This is a genomic window from Streptoalloteichus tenebrarius, assembly GCF_024171885.1.
Taxonomy (GTDB): domain Bacteria; phylum Actinomycetota; class Actinomycetes; order Mycobacteriales; family Pseudonocardiaceae; genus Streptoalloteichus; species Streptoalloteichus tenebrarius.
The window spans coordinates 1-15,755 of sequence record NZ_JAMTCP010000030.1 but is presented as its reverse complement, the minus strand read 5'-3'; the positions used below and the strand labels follow the sequence as shown (position 1 = coordinate 15,755).

The 15,755-nt window shown below is 73.3% G+C and carries 15 protein-coding genes; 7 read left to right on the top strand and 8 right to left on the bottom strand.

Annotation, left to right across the window (positions count from 1 at the left end; all coding sequences use genetic code 11):
- Positions 1 to 12: 12 nt before the first annotated feature.
- The 5 genes from LX15_RS21965 to LX15_RS21945 form a co-directional block, all read right to left on the bottom strand.
- Positions 13 to 819, bottom strand: a complete 807-nt coding sequence (locus tag LX15_RS21965; protein WP_253671519.1) for a class I SAM-dependent methyltransferase — start codon at positions 817 to 819, stop codon at positions 13 to 15.
- Between the two features lie 202 nt (positions 820 to 1,021).
- Positions 1,022 to 1,459: a hypothetical protein gene (locus tag LX15_RS21960; RefSeq protein ID WP_253671518.1), complete on the bottom strand. Its 438-nt coding sequence runs from the start codon at positions 1,457 to 1,459 to the stop codon at positions 1,022 to 1,024.
- 93 nt (positions 1,460 to 1,552) lie between these two features.
- Entirely contained in the window at positions 1,553 to 2,518 is a 966-nt protein-coding gene (locus tag LX15_RS21955) for an HvfC/BufC N-terminal domain-containing protein (protein ID WP_253671517.1), read from the bottom strand.
- The gene (gene bufB / locus LX15_RS21950) at positions 2,511 to 3,452 is read right to left on the bottom strand and encodes an MNIO family bufferin maturase (RefSeq protein ID WP_253671516.1); all 942 of its coding nucleotides are present in this window, start codon (positions 3,450 to 3,452) and stop codon (positions 2,511 to 2,513) included. Before bufB ends, LX15_RS21955 begins: the two co-directional genes overlap by 8 nt.
- Positions 3,449 to 3,703, bottom strand: a complete 255-nt coding sequence (locus LX15_RS21945) for a hypothetical protein (RefSeq protein ID WP_253671515.1) — start codon at positions 3,701 to 3,703, stop codon at positions 3,449 to 3,451. The genes bufB and LX15_RS21945 overlap by 4 nt, the downstream gene beginning before the upstream one ends.
- A gap of 272 nt (positions 3,704 to 3,975) precedes the next feature.
- On the opposite strand from LX15_RS21945, the gene polX reads away from it, so the two are divergent.
- The 4 genes from polX (at position 3,976) to LX15_RS21925 (ending at position 8,568) form a co-directional block, all read left to right on the top strand.
- Positions 3,976 to 5,697: a DNA polymerase/3'-5' exonuclease PolX gene (gene polX / locus LX15_RS21940; protein WP_253671514.1), complete on the top strand. Its 1,722-nt coding sequence runs from the start codon at positions 3,976 to 3,978 to the stop codon at positions 5,695 to 5,697.
- Positions 5,698 to 5,699: 2 nt separating this feature from the next.
- A complete protein-coding gene (locus tag LX15_RS21935; RefSeq protein WP_253671513.1) occupies positions 5,700 to 6,674 on the top strand; it encodes a CapA family protein in 975 nt (324 codons plus the stop codon).
- A 75-nt stretch (positions 6,675 to 6,749) separates the two neighbouring features.
- Positions 6,750 to 7,802, top strand: a complete 1,053-nt coding sequence (locus LX15_RS21930) for an NAD-dependent epimerase/dehydratase family protein (RefSeq protein WP_253671512.1) — start codon at positions 6,750 to 6,752, stop codon at positions 7,800 to 7,802.
- Between the two features lie 13 nt (positions 7,803 to 7,815).
- Positions 7,816 to 8,568 carry a class I SAM-dependent methyltransferase gene (locus LX15_RS21925; protein WP_253671511.1) on the top strand — a complete coding sequence of 251 codons (753 nt, stop codon included), beginning with the start codon at positions 7,816 to 7,818 and terminating at the stop codon, positions 8,566 to 8,568.
- 82 nt (positions 8,569 to 8,650) lie between these two features.
- On the opposite strand, the gene LX15_RS21920 is transcribed toward LX15_RS21925, so the two are convergent.
- Genes LX15_RS21920 through LX15_RS21910 form a run of 3 tightly spaced genes read right to left on the bottom strand, consistent with a single transcriptional unit; the run spans position 8,651 to position 11,774 of the window.
- Positions 8,651 to 10,015 carry a hypothetical protein gene (locus LX15_RS21920; RefSeq protein WP_253671510.1) on the bottom strand — a complete coding sequence of 455 codons (1,365 nt, stop codon included), beginning with the start codon at positions 10,013 to 10,015 and terminating at the stop codon, positions 8,651 to 8,653.
- Positions 10,012 to 10,779: an alpha/beta fold hydrolase gene (locus tag LX15_RS21915; protein ID WP_253671509.1), complete on the bottom strand. Its 768-nt coding sequence runs from the start codon at positions 10,777 to 10,779 to the stop codon at positions 10,012 to 10,014. The genes LX15_RS21920 and LX15_RS21915 overlap by 4 nt, the downstream gene beginning before the upstream one ends.
- Complete coding sequence (locus LX15_RS21910) at positions 10,770 to 11,774, bottom strand: SDR family oxidoreductase (protein ID WP_253671508.1); 1,005 nt, start codon at positions 11,772 to 11,774, stop codon at positions 10,770 to 10,772. Before LX15_RS21910 ends, LX15_RS21915 begins: the two co-directional genes overlap by 10 nt.
- Before the next feature lie 417 nt (positions 11,775 to 12,191).
- Here LX15_RS21910 and LX15_RS21905 point away from each other — a divergent pair, with 417 nt between their 5' ends.
- From LX15_RS21905 to lepB, 3 genes are all read left to right on the top strand, one after another.
- A complete protein-coding gene (locus LX15_RS21905) occupies positions 12,192 to 13,484 on the top strand; it encodes an acyl-CoA dehydrogenase family protein (RefSeq protein WP_253671579.1) in 1,293 nt (430 codons plus the stop codon).
- Between the two features lie 33 nt (positions 13,485 to 13,517).
- Entirely contained in the window at positions 13,518 to 14,726 is a 1,209-nt protein-coding gene (locus tag LX15_RS21900; protein ID WP_253671507.1) for an acyl-CoA dehydrogenase family protein, read from the top strand.
- 142 nt (positions 14,727 to 14,868) lie between these two features.
- On the top strand, positions 14,869 to 15,755 hold an 887-nt coding region (gene lepB, locus LX15_RS21895), incomplete at its 3' end, for a signal peptidase I (protein WP_253671506.1).

Here is a 15,755-nt window from a genome sequence, read left to right as displayed (position 1 = left end):
CGTGGTGTCGGCTCAGGTCCTCCTGCCCCAGGCCGTCACCATGGCCAACGACAGGTCCCACGTGGTCGGCGTCGCCAGGTAGCGCAGCGTCTCGTCGACGGTCTCCGCGGTGACCGAGCCGGTGGCCAGCACGTAGTGCCTGGCCTGCTCCAGGCTCAGCCGCCAGCACTCGGCGATGCCGGAACCGGCCGACACGACGGGGAAGTGCACGCCCACGCCCAGGTTGGTCAGCCCCAACGCCGCGAGCGGGCGCGGGTAGCGGCGCGCGAAGGTGATGTCCGTGCCCAACGCCGCGCCCACGGCGTGCCAGTACGCCGCCATCGTGGCCCGGTAGGCGGCGTTGTCCGAGGAGGGGGTGCCCAGGTCCGCGGCGTCGCTGACGACCAGCCAGCCGCCCGGCCGCAGCCAGTCCACCACGCGGGCCAGGAACTTCTCCCTGCTCCGCAGGTGCATCAGCAGGAACCGCGCGTGGACCAGGTCGAACCGGCCCGGCGCGAAGTCGGGGGCGGTGACGTCGGCCTCGACCACGGTCACGTTCCCCTCCTCGATCCCGGAGAGGAACCGCACGTCCTGGTCGACCGCGACGATCTCGCCGCCGTCCCCGACCTGCTCGGAGAGCCAGCGGGTGACGCTTCCGGTCCCGGCGCCCAGGTCGAGGCACCGCCAGCCGGGGCCGACGCCGAGCGCGGTGAGGTGGGCGCGGCTGCCGGGGTCCAGCGCCGCGGCCATTGCGCTGAGCCGGGCGAACTCGCTGGGGTGTCCGTGGTGGAAGAGGTGGTCCCCGTACCGCTCCGCGGTGGGACCGGCCGTCGTCGTCATCGGTGCGCTCCGCGGCGGTCGTGGCGGGACGCGACTGCCCGCCCCACCGTCGATCGTGCGCCCCGCGCCTGGGCGCGGCAGGACACCCGCGGCAGGACGGCCCGAAAGTGTCGCGGGGACGGGCAACGCGTCACCCTCGGACGTCAACGACCGGGGGAATACCCGGAAGAGTGGTGCTCTTCCGGGTGATGACGGGTCGGGATCACCCGCCCGCGAGCGGCGTGCCGCCGCCGTGGTGCGGCGCGGGCCGGTACCGCAGCGACCGCCACGCGGTGAGCGCCCAGTCGAGGTCGTCCGCGACGGTGACCAGGAAGGCGGCCTGGACGTAGGAGGTCGGCCGCAGTGTGTAGGCGTGGAGGGCGAACCGCTCCTGGCCGTTCTCGGTCTCACGGCACCACGAGGCGTAGCGGAGTTCCTCGTCGTCCGCGCCGGGCTCCTCGAAGGTGCGCAGGGGGCGGGGCGGGCCGGCCTGCCTGATCCACGCGAGCGCGTCGGCCGGTGTCTCGGGCGAGGGGAGGTCCCACACCGCGGTCCACACGGTGCGGCCGAACCCGGTGAACCGCGTGTTGCCGCCGACCACCCGCCCGACGACCGCTCCGTCGAGGTCGATCGACCATCCGCCGCCCAGCTCTCTCCGCACCGCACCGTGTTACCGCACGTCCGCCGGCAGCGGGAACACCCCTGTCCGAACGCTGACGAACCGTCGTGACGCGCACACCCCGGGAAGGACACCTCACATGGCGGCGGTGCCGCGTCCTCCCGGGACAGGGGTGGGCGGTCGCGGCGCGTCGAGCCGCTCCGACGGCTCCGGCTTCTCGCCCCCGTCGTCCGGCGGGGCCTGGTCGGCGTCGTGCCCCGTGCTCGGCCGGGCAGCGACGAAGAACCCGCTGGCGAGCCAGTCGCGCAGCCAGGAGATGCCCTGTTCGCCGCCGGGTCCGCGCAGGGCTTCGGCGATCGGCGCGCCGGAGACCATGGCCTGGAGCGTGGCGTGCGCGCGCGGCGTCAGCTCCCGGGTGACGACCTCGTAGTTCCGGCGCGTCAGGACGACGAAGGTCGGGCGCGGTTCGGGCGGGGCCGGGTCCTCGCCCCGCTCGACGGCGGCGACGTAGCTGTGGACCGGGAACGACGTGCGCAGCAGGCGCAGGCAGGGCGCGGGGGTCAGCACGAGGTCGGGCGGCGGGAGGCCGGAGCGCGGCGGCAGGGCGGCCAGGTGCGGGGCGGCCAGGTGCGGGGCGGCACCGCCCGCGCCCTCCGCGCCGTTCTCGGTGCCGGGTCCGTCGAGCACCTCGTTCTGGAGCCGCTCGAACCGGGCCATGTCAATCACCAGGTCGGGCAGGGCCGACCACCGGCCGTCGCCGTCGTCCTCGGGCGCGGGCCGGGTCCGCTCCAGGTGCTCGACGAACCGCTCGTCCAGTCGGAGCAGGGAGTGCGTGCGGGAGGGGTGCTCCTCCAGGTAGCTCAACGCGAACTGGTGGAACAGCTCCCGCCCGAGGAGGTGGACCAGACCGGGGTGCAGCGCGCGCATCGTCTCCAGCAGCCGCAGCCGGTAGTTCCGCCAGTAGATCGCGAACCGCTGGCGGGCGGTCTGCCGCGCCGACGCCGTGACCAGGTCGTCGATCTCCGGGCCGGGTCCCCGCGGGGCCAGGACGGCGGCCTGGAACCAGTGCTGGAGGCGGACGAGGTCGGAGTCCTCACGCATCCTGGCCGCCCCGGCCTCGGGCGGCCCCGGAGTCTCCGGTGTCCCTGGAGTCTTCGGTGTAGCCGGCGTCTCCGGTGTCCCTGGCGTGCTCGGCGTGCCGGCGGGCCTTGGCCAGCTCCTCCTCCAGGACGGCGAACGGCGGGATCCGCTCGTCCCACTCCAGCGACGTTGACGCCCCGCCCGTGAGCCGCACGGCCAGCCGGTACAGCGACCAGACCGGGTCGGCGACCGGGGCGTCGTGGGTGTCCACGACGTGTGTGCCGCAGTGGGTGTGGCCGGCAAGGTGCATCTGCACCACGCGGTGGTGCGGCAGCGCCCGCAGGTACTCCTCCGGGTCGAAGCCGTGGTTGGTGGCCGAGACATAGACGTTGTTGACGTCGAGCAGCAGCCCGCAGTCGGCGTCCCCGGCCAGCCGGGCGAGGAACTCCCAATCCGTGAGCGTCGAGTCGACGAACTCGACGTACGTGCTCGGGTTCTCCAGCACCAGCCGGCGCTCCAGGAAGTCCTGCGCGGTGCGGACCCTGCGCGTCACGTGCGCCAGCGACTCCTCGGTGAACGGCAACGGCAGCAGGTCGTGGGTGTTGAGGCCGAGCACGCCGGTCCAGCACACGTGGTCGGAGATCCACTCCGCCCGCACGGCCTCGGCCAGGCGCTTGAGCCGGGCCAGGTAGTCGAAGTCGAGCGGGTCGGTGCTGCCCACCGACAGCGACATGCCGTGCAGGACGACCGGGTACCGCTCGGCGATCTCGTCGAGCGCGTGTCGGCGCGCGCCGCGGGAGTCCATGAAGTTCTCGGAGATGACCTCGAAGAAGCCGACCGGCGGCTGGTGCTCGCGGATGTGCGGGACGTGCGACATCCGCAGCCCGACGCCGAAACCCAGGTCCCGCTCGCCGAGCCGTCCCTCGACCGGCCGGGGGTCCGTCACCACGCTCATCGCGCCGTCTTCTTCGCCTCGCGCTTCGCGTCACCCGCGATTCGCCGCGCCTGCTTCCAGGCGTTGCCCCCTGTCGCGGGGCTGTCGGTGAACACCCGACCGACGAGGACCGGGTTGGCGCGGCTCCCGTCGATCCGGCGCGTCCCCGCGCGCGGGTGGAACGGCTCGTGGTCGCTGCCGGCGTGGTCGCGTCCGCCCTGGCCCGGGCAGGCGCCCTCGTCGTGCCCGTCGTGCTCCCGTCTCCTCGCCACGTCGCGCTCCCTCCGCCGCCCGTGGTGATGGCGCGGACACGCCAAGTACTGGCGTAGGGGAGGCGGAGTCGGGCCGCCACCGGGCGACTGCCCTCTCCCTCGACGGGACCCCCGCTTCCGTCGAGTGAGTGAGGCCCGGTCCGGGGACACCTCCGACCCGCGGGGACGGCGGTGTCGCCGGGTGAGCCGCCGTCCCCGCCACCGCCCTCCGGCCGTCTCCCGTGTCCCGCCGGCGGCCGGCGGGCGGGTTCTGACCGCCCTAGACTCGGGACATGGCCCGGCCGAACGAGGAGGTCGAGGCCCTCCTCCAGGAGTACGCCGACCTCATCTCGATCACGGGCGGCGACGCGTTCAAGGCACGCGCCTACGAGAAGGCGGCGCGCGCCGTCGGCGGCTACCACGAGGACGTGTCCCGGCTCGACCCGAAGGCGCTGCGGGAGATCCCCCACGTGGGGCGCTCGATCGCCGACAAGGTCGAGGAGTACCTGCGTACCGGCCACGTCGCCGCCGTCGACGAGCTGCGCGCGCGGATCCCCGCCGGGGTGCGGGAGATGACCGCCATCCCCGGGCTCGGCCCGAGGCGCGCGATGATGCTCTTCCGGGAGCGGGGGATCTCCTCGGTCGAGGAGCTGGTGGAGGCCGTCACGGCCGGGCGGCTGCGTGACCTGCGGGGCTTCGGGGAGAAGACCGAGGAGAACATCCTGCACGGCGTCGCGGTGATGCGACAGGCCGGCGGGCGGGTGCTCCTCAACGTGGCGATGGACCTCGCCGAGGAGGTGGTGGCGGAGCTGTCGGCGGTCACCGGCTGCGCGCGGTGCGCCTACGCGGGTTCCCTGCGACGGTACCGGGAGACGATCGGCGACATCGACGTGTTGTCGGCCGCCGACGATCCCGGTCCCCTGATGGACGCCTTCGTGAATCTGTCCTATGTGGACGAAGTGATCGCCAGGGGCGACAAGAAGACCTCCGTCCGCACCACCAAGGGCCTCCAGGTGGACCTCAGGGTCGTGCCGATGGGCGCGTGGGGCGCGGCGTTGCAGTACTTCACCGGCTCCAAGGCGCACAACATCCGGTTGCGGGAGATGGCGGTGCGGGCCGGGCTCAAGCTCTCCGAGTACGGCCTGTTCGACGTCGAGACCGGTGACCTCGTCGTGTCCGAGACGGAGGAGGAGGTCTACGAACGCCTTGGCCTGCCGTGGATCCCGCCCCCGCTGCGCGAGGACAGGGGCGAGGTCGAGGCCGCGCTGCGGGGCGAGCTGCCCGACCTGATCGAGGAGGGGGACCTCAGGGGCGACCTGCACACCCACACCGACCTGACCGACGGAGTGTCCTCACTGGACGAGATGGTCGCGGCGGCCGCGCGGCTCGGCCACTCCTACTACGCCGTCACCGACCACGCGCCGAACCTCTTCATGCAACGCATGTCGGACGACAAGATGCTGGCGCAACGGGAGGCGGTGCGCGCCCTGGACGGCCGACACCACCGGATGCGGCTGTTGCACGGCACGGAACTCAACATCGACCCGGACGGCGGGGTCGACTGGCCACCCGAGTTCCTCGACGGCTTCGACCTGTGCGTGGCCTCCGTGCACTCGCACTTCAACCAGGGTTCCGCCGAGATGACCCGACGCCTCGTGCGGGCGTGCGAGAACCCCCACGTCACCATCATCGGCCACCCCACGGGCCGGCTCCTCGGCCGGCGCCCCGCCGTCGACGTCGACCTCGACGAGCTGTTCCGCGCCTGCGCCCGCACCGGCACCGCGCTGGAGATCAACTCCTTCCCCGACCGGCTGGACCTGTCCGACGAGAACATCCTGCGGGCCCGACGGCACGGGGTGCGGTTCGCGGTCGACAGCGACGCGCACTCGGTGGTGCACCTGCCCCACCTCCGGTTCGGCGTGGGCACGGCGCGACGCGGCTGGCTCACCGCGGACGAGGTGATCAACACCTGGCCGCTGCGGAGGCTGCGGTCCTTCCTGCGGAAGGGGCGGTGACGATGGCCGTGCGGATCGCCATGGCCGGCGACACGATGCTGGGACGCGGGGTCGCCGAGCGGCTGCTGCGCCCCGGCCGGCAGGAGCTGTTCTCCGCCGGGGTCCGCAAGGCCGTCGCCCAGGCCGACCTGTTCGTGCTCAACCTGGAGTGCTGCGTCTCCCGTCGGGGCAGCCCGTGGCCCGACCCGGAGAAGCGCTTCTGGTTCCGCGCGCCGCCGTCCGCCGCGCACGAGCTGGCCGAGCTGGGCGTCGACTGCGTGACGTTGGCGAACAACCACGCCCTCGACTACGGCCCCAAGGCGTTGCTCGACACGGTCGACCACCTCGGCGGGGTGGGGATCCGCGTGGTGGGCGCGGGGGCGAACCTCGACCAGGCCCGGCGGCCCCAGATGTTCGAGGTGGGCGGCCTGCGGCTGGCGGTCCTCGGGGTGACCGACCACCCCGACGAGTACGCGGCGGGCGCCGCCGCGCCCGGGGTCGCGCACGCCGACCTGCGGGAGGGGGTGCCGGACTGGCTCGCCGCGCTCGTCCGCGACCTGCGCGCGGAGGTCGACGTCGTCCTGGTGACACCGCACTGGGGGCCGAACATGGTGCCCGCGCCGCTGTCCTACGTCCGGAGGGCGGCGGCGGAGCTGGTGGCGGCGGGGGCGACCGTGGTCGCGGGGCACTCCGCGCACGTGTTCCACGGCGTGGGCGACTCCGTGCTGTTCGACCTCGGGGACTTCGTCGACGACTACGCGACGCACCCGTGGCTGCGCAACGACCGCGGCCTGGTCTTCCTGATCACCGTGGACCGGGACGGGCTGGAGCGGGTCGACGCCGTGCCCATCGCGCTGGACTACTGCCACACCCGGTTGGCCGACCCCCAGGAGTATGAGTGGATCCGGGACCGGTTCGCCCTTGCCTGCGCCGCTCTGGGCACGACGGTCACCGACGAGGGGGACTACCTGTCGATCCGGTGCCGGGACGGCGCGTGAGCCCCGGTCGCGTCGAGTGCTCGCTCCGGTGGCGAAGAGCGTTTTGGGGCCGCCGACCCGGGTAGCCCGGCGGGTATGAGGGTCGCGGTCGTCGGCGCGAGCGGGAACATCGGTACCGCCTTCCTTCGGTGGGTGGCGGCGGAGCGGGACGTGACGGTCGTCGGGGTGTCCCGGCGGAAGCCCCCGCTTCCTCCGCCGCGCGAGGTCGAGTGGTGCACGGCCGACGTCGCCGACCCGGCGGGCGCGGCCGCACTGCGCCGAGCCTTCGCCGGCGCGGACGCCGTGGTCAACCTGGCGTGGGCGTCCGGGCCCGGCCATGACGAGGACCTGGCGCGCCGCACCAACGTCGACGGCGCGGAGCGCGTCGCGACCGCCGCGGTCGAGGCAGGCGTCCCGCACCTGGTGGCGCTGTCGTCGATCGGCGCGTACTCCCCGGCCCCCAAGGACCGCAGGACCAGCGAGGACTGGCCCACCGACGGCGTGGGCTCCTCGCCCTACAGCCGCCAGAAGGCGGCGGTCGAACGGATCATGGACCGCGTGGAGCACGCGCACCCCGACCTCCTGGTCACCAGGGTGCGTCCCGCCCTGGTCCTTCCGAGACCGGGCACGGGCGAGACGCGGCGGGACGCCGGCCCGACGCCTCCGCCCCAGGTGTTCCGGCTGGCGCGGCGTCGTCTTCCCGTGCTGCCCCTGCCCTCCCGGCTGGTGCTCCAGTTCGTGCACGCCGACGACGTGGCCGACGCGGTGCTCCGGATCCTGCGCCGCCGCGTCCCCGGCGCGTTCAACCTCGCGGCCGAGCCCGCCCTGCCCCCGCGCCGGCTCGCGGATCTGCTCGGCGCGCGCCACGCGCCGGTGCCGCTGTCGGCGGCGCGGGCGGCGGCCTGGGTGCGCTGGACGTTGCGGGCCCGGCCGTCGTCGCCGGGCTGGGTCGACCTCGCCGCCGCGATCCCCCTGCTCAGCACCGAACGCGCCAGGGCCGAGCTGGGGTGGCGGCCCGGTCGGAGCGCCGAGGAGGCGGTGACCGAGGCCCTGAGCGGTCTCCCCGACCGACCCGGGTGGGCGGCGGGCGCGGCGCGGCGCCCATGGGGCGACCGGAGCGAGCACGCGGTGCGCCCCGCGCTGCCGTGAGCCAGGAGAGTCCGTGACGTGGGTTGGCGCCGGAGACGGAGGCATGGTGACGACGCGGATGTTCCCGCCCTCCGAGCAGCGGGTGCGGCTGTGGGACGACCACCTGGCCACGGCCACCTCGGAGCTGCTCAAGTACGACGACCGGGTGCGGGGCCTGGCGGTGGAGGCCCGGTTCGACGGCGGCGTGGCCCACCTGACGGGGGAGGTCGATCATCCGGAGCGGCTCGCGGTCCTGCGCGAGCTGGTCGGCCGGCTCGACGGGGTGATGGCGGTGTGGGACCGGGTGGTGGTGGCCGGGCGCGAGCCGGTGATCCTCGACCTCGGGTGCGGCAGCACCAAGCAGTACGCGGGCAACGTGGGCGTGGACCAGCGGATGACCGGGGCGGTGGACGTCCTGGCGGACCTGTCCGACGGGCTGCCCTTCGCCGACGGCTCGGTGGACCGGGTCTTCGTCGTCCACGTGCTGGAGCACCTGGTGGACTTCCTGCCCCTGGTCGACGAGTGCCACCGGGTGCTGCGCGACGGCGGGGTCCTGCACGTGATGTCCCCGTGGTGGCGGCACGTCAACGCGGTGGCCGACCCCACCCACGTGCGGTTGCTGGATATTCAGACGATCAAGGGGATCTGCGTCCAGCCCGGGCGCGAGCGGCGGTGGCGGCCCCTGCACGCGGCCTGCGACGGGGCGTCGGTGTTCGCCGACCTGACCCCCGTGCGCCGTCAGGAGGACGAGGCGGATCCCGTTCTCCTCGCGCGCTTCTTCGACTGATTCCCTTCGGGTCTGATTCCCTTCCGCTGAGCCCCTTCGGGTCTGATTCCCCGTGGTCAGGGCCGTTCCTTCTGGGGGGGCCTCAGCGCTCCTCGGGGAGAAAATCGTCCACTATGGACAGAGGGAGCGGTGGGGGGAGCGGATGGCGCGGGCCGTGGCGAGCGAGGGCCGCCGCGTACCGGACGGTCGAGCCGATGTCGGTCGGATAGGCGTCCTCCGCCACGCCCACCAACGCGCCGTGACGGGTCGCCCTCGCGGCGAGCGCGCGCCACTCGTCCAACGGGACCTGGCCCAGCGAGCACAACCCGTTGGAGAACAGGTTCACCAGGATCTCCGCGGGATCGCCGCGGGTGTCCAGGTAGTGCCGGGCGCGCTCGATCGCCGAGGTGACCGTGAAGTGCAGCCAGAAGGGGACCGCGCCCAACCGCAACGCCCACAGCGGCTCGGTCTGGTTGTAGCTCTCCACGAGCAACCGGTCGGACGGTATCCCGCGACGGCGGTACCAGTCCCGGAACAGGTCGGCCACGGGTGGGCTCAGCTCCTCCGGGTGGTCGACCACGACCCGACGAACCCGGAACCCGTACCGCTGCGCCAGCAGGTTCACGTCGTCCATCAAGGCGGGTTCGAAGCCCCACTCGGCCTCGGGTGCCTCGCGGTCGGGTGGCGGTGGGTCCCACCTCCGCACGGTGGCCCCCTGTTCGGCGAGAAACCGGCTGATCCGCTCGCTGCCGTCGTGGTACTCCTCCGCCGGAATCCCGCCCAGCGCGCCGAACTGGAAGAACCGCTGGTCGTCGAGCGTGGTCGACGGCCAGCGCAACCGGCAGTCCAGCACGAAAATGCTCCCGCCCGGCCGCAGCCGCTGTCGGCAGAACCGCTCCAACACCGGGCCGAGTCGCCTGCGTTTGAACCGGAAGTAGCCGAACCGGTCCAGCATCGGTCGGTCCTGGTTGGGATCGTGCATGTGGTGGAGCTGGAGATCGGGGTTCGCCGTCACGAGGTGGTGCCCGAGGCGGTCGAAGGCCGCCATCGCGCTCCGGGGCTCGTCTATGTCCACAGAGGACTGACGAACGCCGACCAGGAGCGTCTGCGGCAGGAAGGGCGCGCCCAACGCCGCGCACAGGTGCACGGCCGCGCCACTGGCGGCCCCGACGAGCATCGCCGGGTACGGCCCTGCTCCGTACTGGGACGTCACCCACTCGTCGAGGTCAGCGGCGCGGAGCCGGCGGACGAGCCGTTCGGGGGCGCCCTGCTGCCAGCCCGTGGCCACGAACAGCCGCAGCCGCACCGGCTCCGGCAGGCCCGCCAGCGCGTCGGCGAGGAGACGGGACGACGGGAGCAGCCCCAACGCGCCGAACTCCCGGCCGCGCAACGCGCGGGACACCGCGCGCACGCCGCTGACGGAGGAGTCGAAGTCGGTCAGGCAACGGGCGGCCAGCAGACGGCTCACGGCGTTCCTCCCGCCGGTTCCGCCGACTGCTCCTCCGCGAAGACCCGCACCACCCTGGCCAACGCCTCCGGCGCCGCCTGGTTCGCGGTGTGCGCCGCGCCGCGCAGCGTGACCAGGCCCCCGTGCGGGAGGGCGTTGGTGACGCGAGCGGCCCACTCCGCCGTGACCAGCGCGTCCCTCTCGCCCCGCACGACCAGGGTGGGCGCGGACACCCTCGGGTACCAGGACTCGGTCGGCTCGGCCATCGCGGCCAGGAACGTGCGCAGCACCCGCCCCAATCCCGCCCTGGCGTAGTCCCTGGCGACGATCCAGAACTGGCGGGGCGGTTCGCGGAACCCGTTGCGGACCAGGCGGAACACCTGCGACAGCGCGCCGGGCGCGGTGCGGTCGATCGTCGGGCCGACGAGCACCGCGCGACGCACCAGCTCGGGATGGCACACCGCCAGGTCCACCGTGATCTGGCATCCCATCGAGTTTCCGACCACGACCGCCGGCCAGGCGTCCGCCGTCCGCATCCAGTCCGCCAACGCCTCGGCGAGCTGGTGGACGTCGAGCGCCTCGCGCGGTCCGATCGTGTGGCCGAAACCGGGCAGGTCGGGCGCGTGCACGCGGAACCACGGCGCGAGCGCCGCCGCCGTGCGCTCCCAGTACGGGCTGGCGACCCCCAAGCCGTGGACCAGCACCAGCGGGGGACCCGCGTCCCCGCCCGCGCGACTGTGCACCAACGTGCCGGCGGCGGCCGTCCACCGGCTCGTCAGCTCCACCGATCACCCCGGGGGCGACGCAGGGCGGTCGCGGTCGCTCCGAGAAGGCCGGCGCCCGCGACGGCGGCGGCCAGCACCCGACGGCGGGCCTGCCCTCGTCGGCCGCCCCAGCCACCGTCGGCGGTGTCGCCGTCGTCCACCGGCGCGAACAGGTTGCCGTCGTCGGCGGGCACGAGGCGGTGCCGCTCCAACTGGTCCTGGTCGGCCATCCACGCGGTGAGCCGTTCGGTCAGCGCGGGCGCCATCCGCCACTGCCACGCCAACATCCGAGCAGCCGGACCGACGAACACCTCGCGACGCGGCCAGCGGGCGAGGTTCACCAGAGTCCGCGCGACCCGCTCCGGGGGGTAGACCGGGCGCATCGCCTTGGCCCGTCGGCCCGAGTAGTTCCCGCCGTGCTGGAACAACGGCGTGTCGATGGTGGCCGGCATGGCCGAGCACACCCGGATCTGGCGCGCCAGCCCGTCCAGCGCCAGCTCCTGGCGCAACGACGAGGCGAAGCCGAGGACGGCGTGTTTGGCGGCGACGTACGCGCCGGCGTAGGGCTCGGCGACCACCGACAGCATCGAGGCGTTGTTGACCAGCACACCCCGGCCCTGCTCCCGGAAGTGGGGGAGCGCGGCGCGCGCCCCGTGGACGTAGCCGAGGAAGTTGGTCTCCAGCACCCGCCGGAAGTCCTCCATCGGGACCTCCTCGACCCGCCCCCACAGCGTGACCCCGGCGTTGTTCACCCAGACGTCGAGCCGGCCGAGCCGCTCCACCGTGGACCGCGCGACCTCCCGCACCGCCTCCTCGTCGGTCACGTCGGCGGGCATGGCGAGGGCGGGCACCTCGTGCGCCCGGCACTCCTCGGCCACCGCCTCCAGCGCCGCGGCCCTGCGGGCGACGAGCACCACGGCCGCGCCCTGGCGGGCGAACGCCACGGCCGTCACCCGTCCGATCCCGCTGGAGGCGCCGGTGACCACGACGACCTTGCCCCGAAGTCGCCAGCGCATGCGCACACCCCTTCCCCTCGGCGGCCGTGTCCACCGCGGGGATACCCACACCTCGCGCTCCGTACCGGCCCCGTGGCGTGGCACGCGGGTCGCGGGTCGCGGGTCGCGCATGACGGTCCATTGTGGACTCGCGAGCGGGGGGTGGGTCGGGTCCGCCGTCCCGCATCCACGGCGACGGGCGCGCCTCCTGAGGGAGGACGGCGCGGAATGCCCGGAGCGCGGTGAGAGTCAGTCGCGGGGTGGGGAGTTCCCGTGGTCCTGGAGCTGGGCGGGAACCGGGCGCGACTTGTTTACTTGGTAGTAAGTCTACTCTAGAGTAGGTAACTGGCGGACGGGCCGACGGCCCGGGAGGGAGCGGTGATGGCCGAGGAGCGACGACACACCGGGCGCGGCGGCCGCGGGACGGGCCTCGACGTCATGGGCCTCGGGTTGGCGCTGGTCAACCGGGTCGCCGGCGCGTCGGTCCTCGACCGGCTCGGACTGCGCAAGCCGGTGGAGCGGATGGCCTTCGAGGCCACCAGGGCCGGGTTCCGCACCCTCGGCGCGGCCACCCGCTCGTTCCAGGCGGTCCGCCAGCTCGGCCAGCCGGTCCGGCTGCCTGCGGCGGGGGAGCGGGGGTTGTTCGACCTGACCCCCACCGACGAGCAGCGGATGATCCGCGAGACGGTCGTCGAGTTCGCCGCCGAGCAGCTCCGGCCCGCGGCGGCCGACGCGGACACCCGGTGCGCCCCGCCCGACGGCCTGCTCGGCCGGGTCGCCGAACTCGGTGTGGGCCTGGTCGGGATCCCCGAGGCGCTCGGCGGCGCGGGGGACGAGCGCTCCACCGTCACCAACGTCCTGGTCGCGGAGGCCATGGCCCACGGCGACATGGGCCTGGCGGTGGCCTGTCTCGCGCCCACCGCGGTGAGCACCGCCCTGGTGCTGTGGGGGGACGAGCGGCAACAGGCCACCTACCTCCCCGCCTTCGTCGGTGACGACGTGCCCGCCGCCGCGCTGGCCGTGGCGGAACCGCGCCCGCTGTTCGACCCGTTCGCGCTCCGCACCCGCGCCCGTCGGGTCGGCGCCGGCTACGTGCTCGACGGCGTGAAGTCGCTCGTGCCGAGGGCGGCGCGCGCCGAGCTGTTCGTGGTGGCCGCCGAACTCGACGGCGCGCCCGCGCTCTTCCTCGTCGAGTCCGACACCGCCGGCCTGGCGGTCGAGGCGGACCCGGCGATGGGGCTGCGCGCGGCCAGCATGGGGCGGCTCGTGCTGAACGACGTCTCGCTCCCACCGGGCGCGCTGCTCGGCGCGGGCTCGGCGGAGGTCTACGCCGACTGCGTGCGGCTCTCCCGGCTGGGCTGGTGCGCCCTGGCCGTCGGCACGGCGCAGGCCGTGCTCGACTACGTCATCCCCTACGTCAACGGCCGGGAGGCGTTCGGCGAGCCGATCAGCCACCGGCAGGGCGTGGCGTTCCGGGTGGCCGACATCGCGATCGAGCTGGAGGGCATGCGGCTGGCCACCTACCGCGCGGCCAGCCGGGCCGAACAGGGACTGCCCTGCGCCAGGGAGGTCGCGCTGGCCAGGCGGCTGTGCGCCGACCGGGGCATGGCCATCGGCAGCGACGGCGTCCAGCTCCTCGGCGGCCACGGGTTCGTCAAGGAGCACCCGGTGGAGCGGTGGTACCGCGACCTGCGCGCGGTGGGCGTGATGGAGGGCGTCGTCCTCGTCTGAGGGCCGACGCCGCGCGAAGGAGCGGACGAACACATGATCAACCTTGAGGTTCCGAAGAAGTTCGCGGCACTGGTCCACCAGGCCCACCAGGTGGCGACCGAGATCTTCCGCCCGCACTCCCGGCGCTACGACCGGGAGGAGCACACCTACCCCACCGAACTGGACATGCTGGCCGCCGTGCTCGACGGCATGAACGCCTCCGGCGAGGGCGGCGCGGGCGCGACCGGCGTGCGGCGCGAGCGCACCGCCGCCGACGGCGAGGTCCGCAACGGCAGCAACCTCGCCACCGTGCTCGGCACGATCGAGCTGTGCTGGGGCGACGTGGGCCTGCTGCTCGCGCTGCCCCGCCAGGGCCTCGGCAACGCCGCGATCGCCTCGGTGGCCAACGACGAGCAGCTCGAACGGTTCCGGGGCAGGTGGGCCGCCATGGCCATCACCGAGCCGGACTGCGGCTCGGACTCGGCCGCCATCCGCACCACGGCCGTGCTCGACGGCGACCACTACGTGCTCAACGGCGAGAAGATCTTCGTGACCTCGGGCGAGCGGGCCGACGCCGTCGTCGTCTGGGCGACCCTGGACCGGGACCGGGGGCGCGCGGCCATCAAGTCCTTCGTCGTGGAGAAGGGGACGCCCGGCTTCGAGCTGGTGCGCCTGGAGCGCAAGCTGGGCATCCGCGCGTCCGACACCGCCCACTTCCGGCTCGACAACGTGCGCGTGCCCAAGGAGAACCTGCTGGGCAGCCCGGAGATCGACGTCGAGCGTGGCTTCGCGGGCGTCATGCAGACCTTCGACAACACGCGGCCGCTGGTGGCGGCCATGGCCGTCGGGCTGGCCCGCGCGGCGCTCGACGAGACGCGTCGGCTGCTGGAGGAGGCCGGTGTCGTCGTGGACTACGACCGGCCCGCCCACACCCAGCCCGCCGCCGCGTCGGCCCTGCTCTCGGCCGAGGCCGACTGGGAGGCCGCGCACCTGCTGACGCTCGAGGCGGCCTGGATGGCGGACAACCACCGGCCCAACTCGTTGCAGGCGTCCATGGCCAAGGCCAAGGCGGGCCGGGTCGCCACCGAGATCACTCTCCGGTGCGTGGAACTGTGCGGCACGCTCGGCTACGCCGAGCACACCCTGCTGGAGAAGTGGGCGCGGGACGCCAAGATCCTCGACATCTTCGAGGGCACGCAACAGATCCAGCAGCTCATCGTGGCCCGACGCCTGCTCGGCAAGTCGTCGCAGGAGCTGAAGTAGCGGCGGCGTGACCCGTCCGGGGCTGTCGACTGACCTCGGGTGGGTGTTTCCGGACCGGGTTCCTCGCGGAGCGCGCTGGATCGGGGGGACCGACGAGCGTCGCCGGTCAAGTCGGGGTGATCTTCTGCCGTAGTCTGGGGACGTGGCCGACGTAGTGCCTTCGACAGCGCCTCAGGACGACCCGGACCGTGCCGGAGGGGACCCTGGTGGGTCTCCGGATTCTGGTGGGTCCGGGTCGTCGTCTGGGGGGCGGCGGACGAAGCGGAAGGGTTCCTTCTGGCGGGAGTTCCCGTTGTTGGTGCTGACCGCGTTGGTGTTGACGTTCCTGATCCAGACGTTTCTGGCTCGGGTGTACGTGATTCCGTCGCAGTCGATGGAGACGACGTTGCACGGGTGTGGGGGGTGCACCAATGATCGGGTGTTGGTGGACAAGGTGACGTACCGGTTCTCGGATCCGGCTCCTGGTGATGTGGTGGTGTTCAAGGGGCCGGATTCGTGGGGTCGGAACGTGGAGGTGGCGGGGTCTCGGTCGTCGAATCCTGTGGTGCGGTGGTTGCAGGATGTGGGTTCGGCGTTGGGTGTGGGTCAGCCGGATGAGCGGGACTTCGTGAAGCGGGTCATCGCGGTGGGTGGCCAGACGGTGGAGTGGGATCCGGAGGCGAAGCGGGTCAGGGTTGACGGGAAGTTGTTGGATGAGCCCTATGTGCACTGGGAGGAGGGGACGGGGCCGGAGAACGTGGAGGCGTTTGGTCCGGTGACTGTTCCGCCTGGTCGGTTGTGGGTGATGGGGGACAACAGGAACTTCTCGGCGGATTCGCGGGCGCATATGGAGGATGACGCGCAGGGGACGGTCCCGGTGGAGAATGTCATCGGGAAGGCGCGGGTGATCGTGTTGCCGCCGTCGCGGTGGCAGGGGATTGATGATCATAATCCGCAGGCGTCGGTGTCGGCGTTGGGTGTTGGGGTGTGGCAGGCGGCGGTGCCGGCTGGTGTGGGTGTTGTGGGGGCGTTTCCGGTGTTGTGGGCCGG

Bases quoted from the DNA above. Each gene is read 5' to 3' on its own strand.
- LX15_RS21900 (WP_253671507.1), top strand. From the start codon at position 13,518: ATGATCAACCTTGAGGTTCCGAAGAAGTTCGCGGCACTGGTCCACCAG.
- LX15_RS21905 (WP_253671579.1), top strand. From the start codon at position 12,192: ATGGGCCTCGGGTTGGCGCTGGTCAACCGGGTCGCCGGCGCGTCGGTC.
- LX15_RS21965 (WP_253671519.1), bottom strand. From the start codon at position 819: ATGACGACGACGGCCGGTCCCACCGCGGAGCGGTACGGGGACCACCTC.
- LX15_RS21930 (WP_253671512.1), top strand. From the start codon at position 6,750: ATGAGGGTCGCGGTCGTCGGCGCGAGCGGGAACATCGGTACCGCCTTC.
- LX15_RS21910 (WP_253671508.1), bottom strand. From the start codon at position 11,774: ATGCGCTGGCGACTTCGGGGCAAGGTCGTCGTGGTCACCGGCGCCTCC.
- polX (WP_253671514.1), top strand. From the start codon at position 3,976: ATGGCCCGGCCGAACGAGGAGGTCGAGGCCCTCCTCCAGGAGTACGCC.
- bufB (WP_253671516.1), bottom strand. From the start codon at position 3,452: ATGAGCGTGGTGACGGACCCCCGGCCGGTCGAGGGACGGCTCGGCGAG.
- LX15_RS21955 (WP_253671517.1), bottom strand. From the start codon at position 2,518: ATGCGTGAGGACTCCGACCTCGTCCGCCTCCAGCACTGGTTCCAGGCC.
- LX15_RS21935 (WP_253671513.1), top strand. From the start codon at position 5,700: ATGGCCGTGCGGATCGCCATGGCCGGCGACACGATGCTGGGACGCGGG.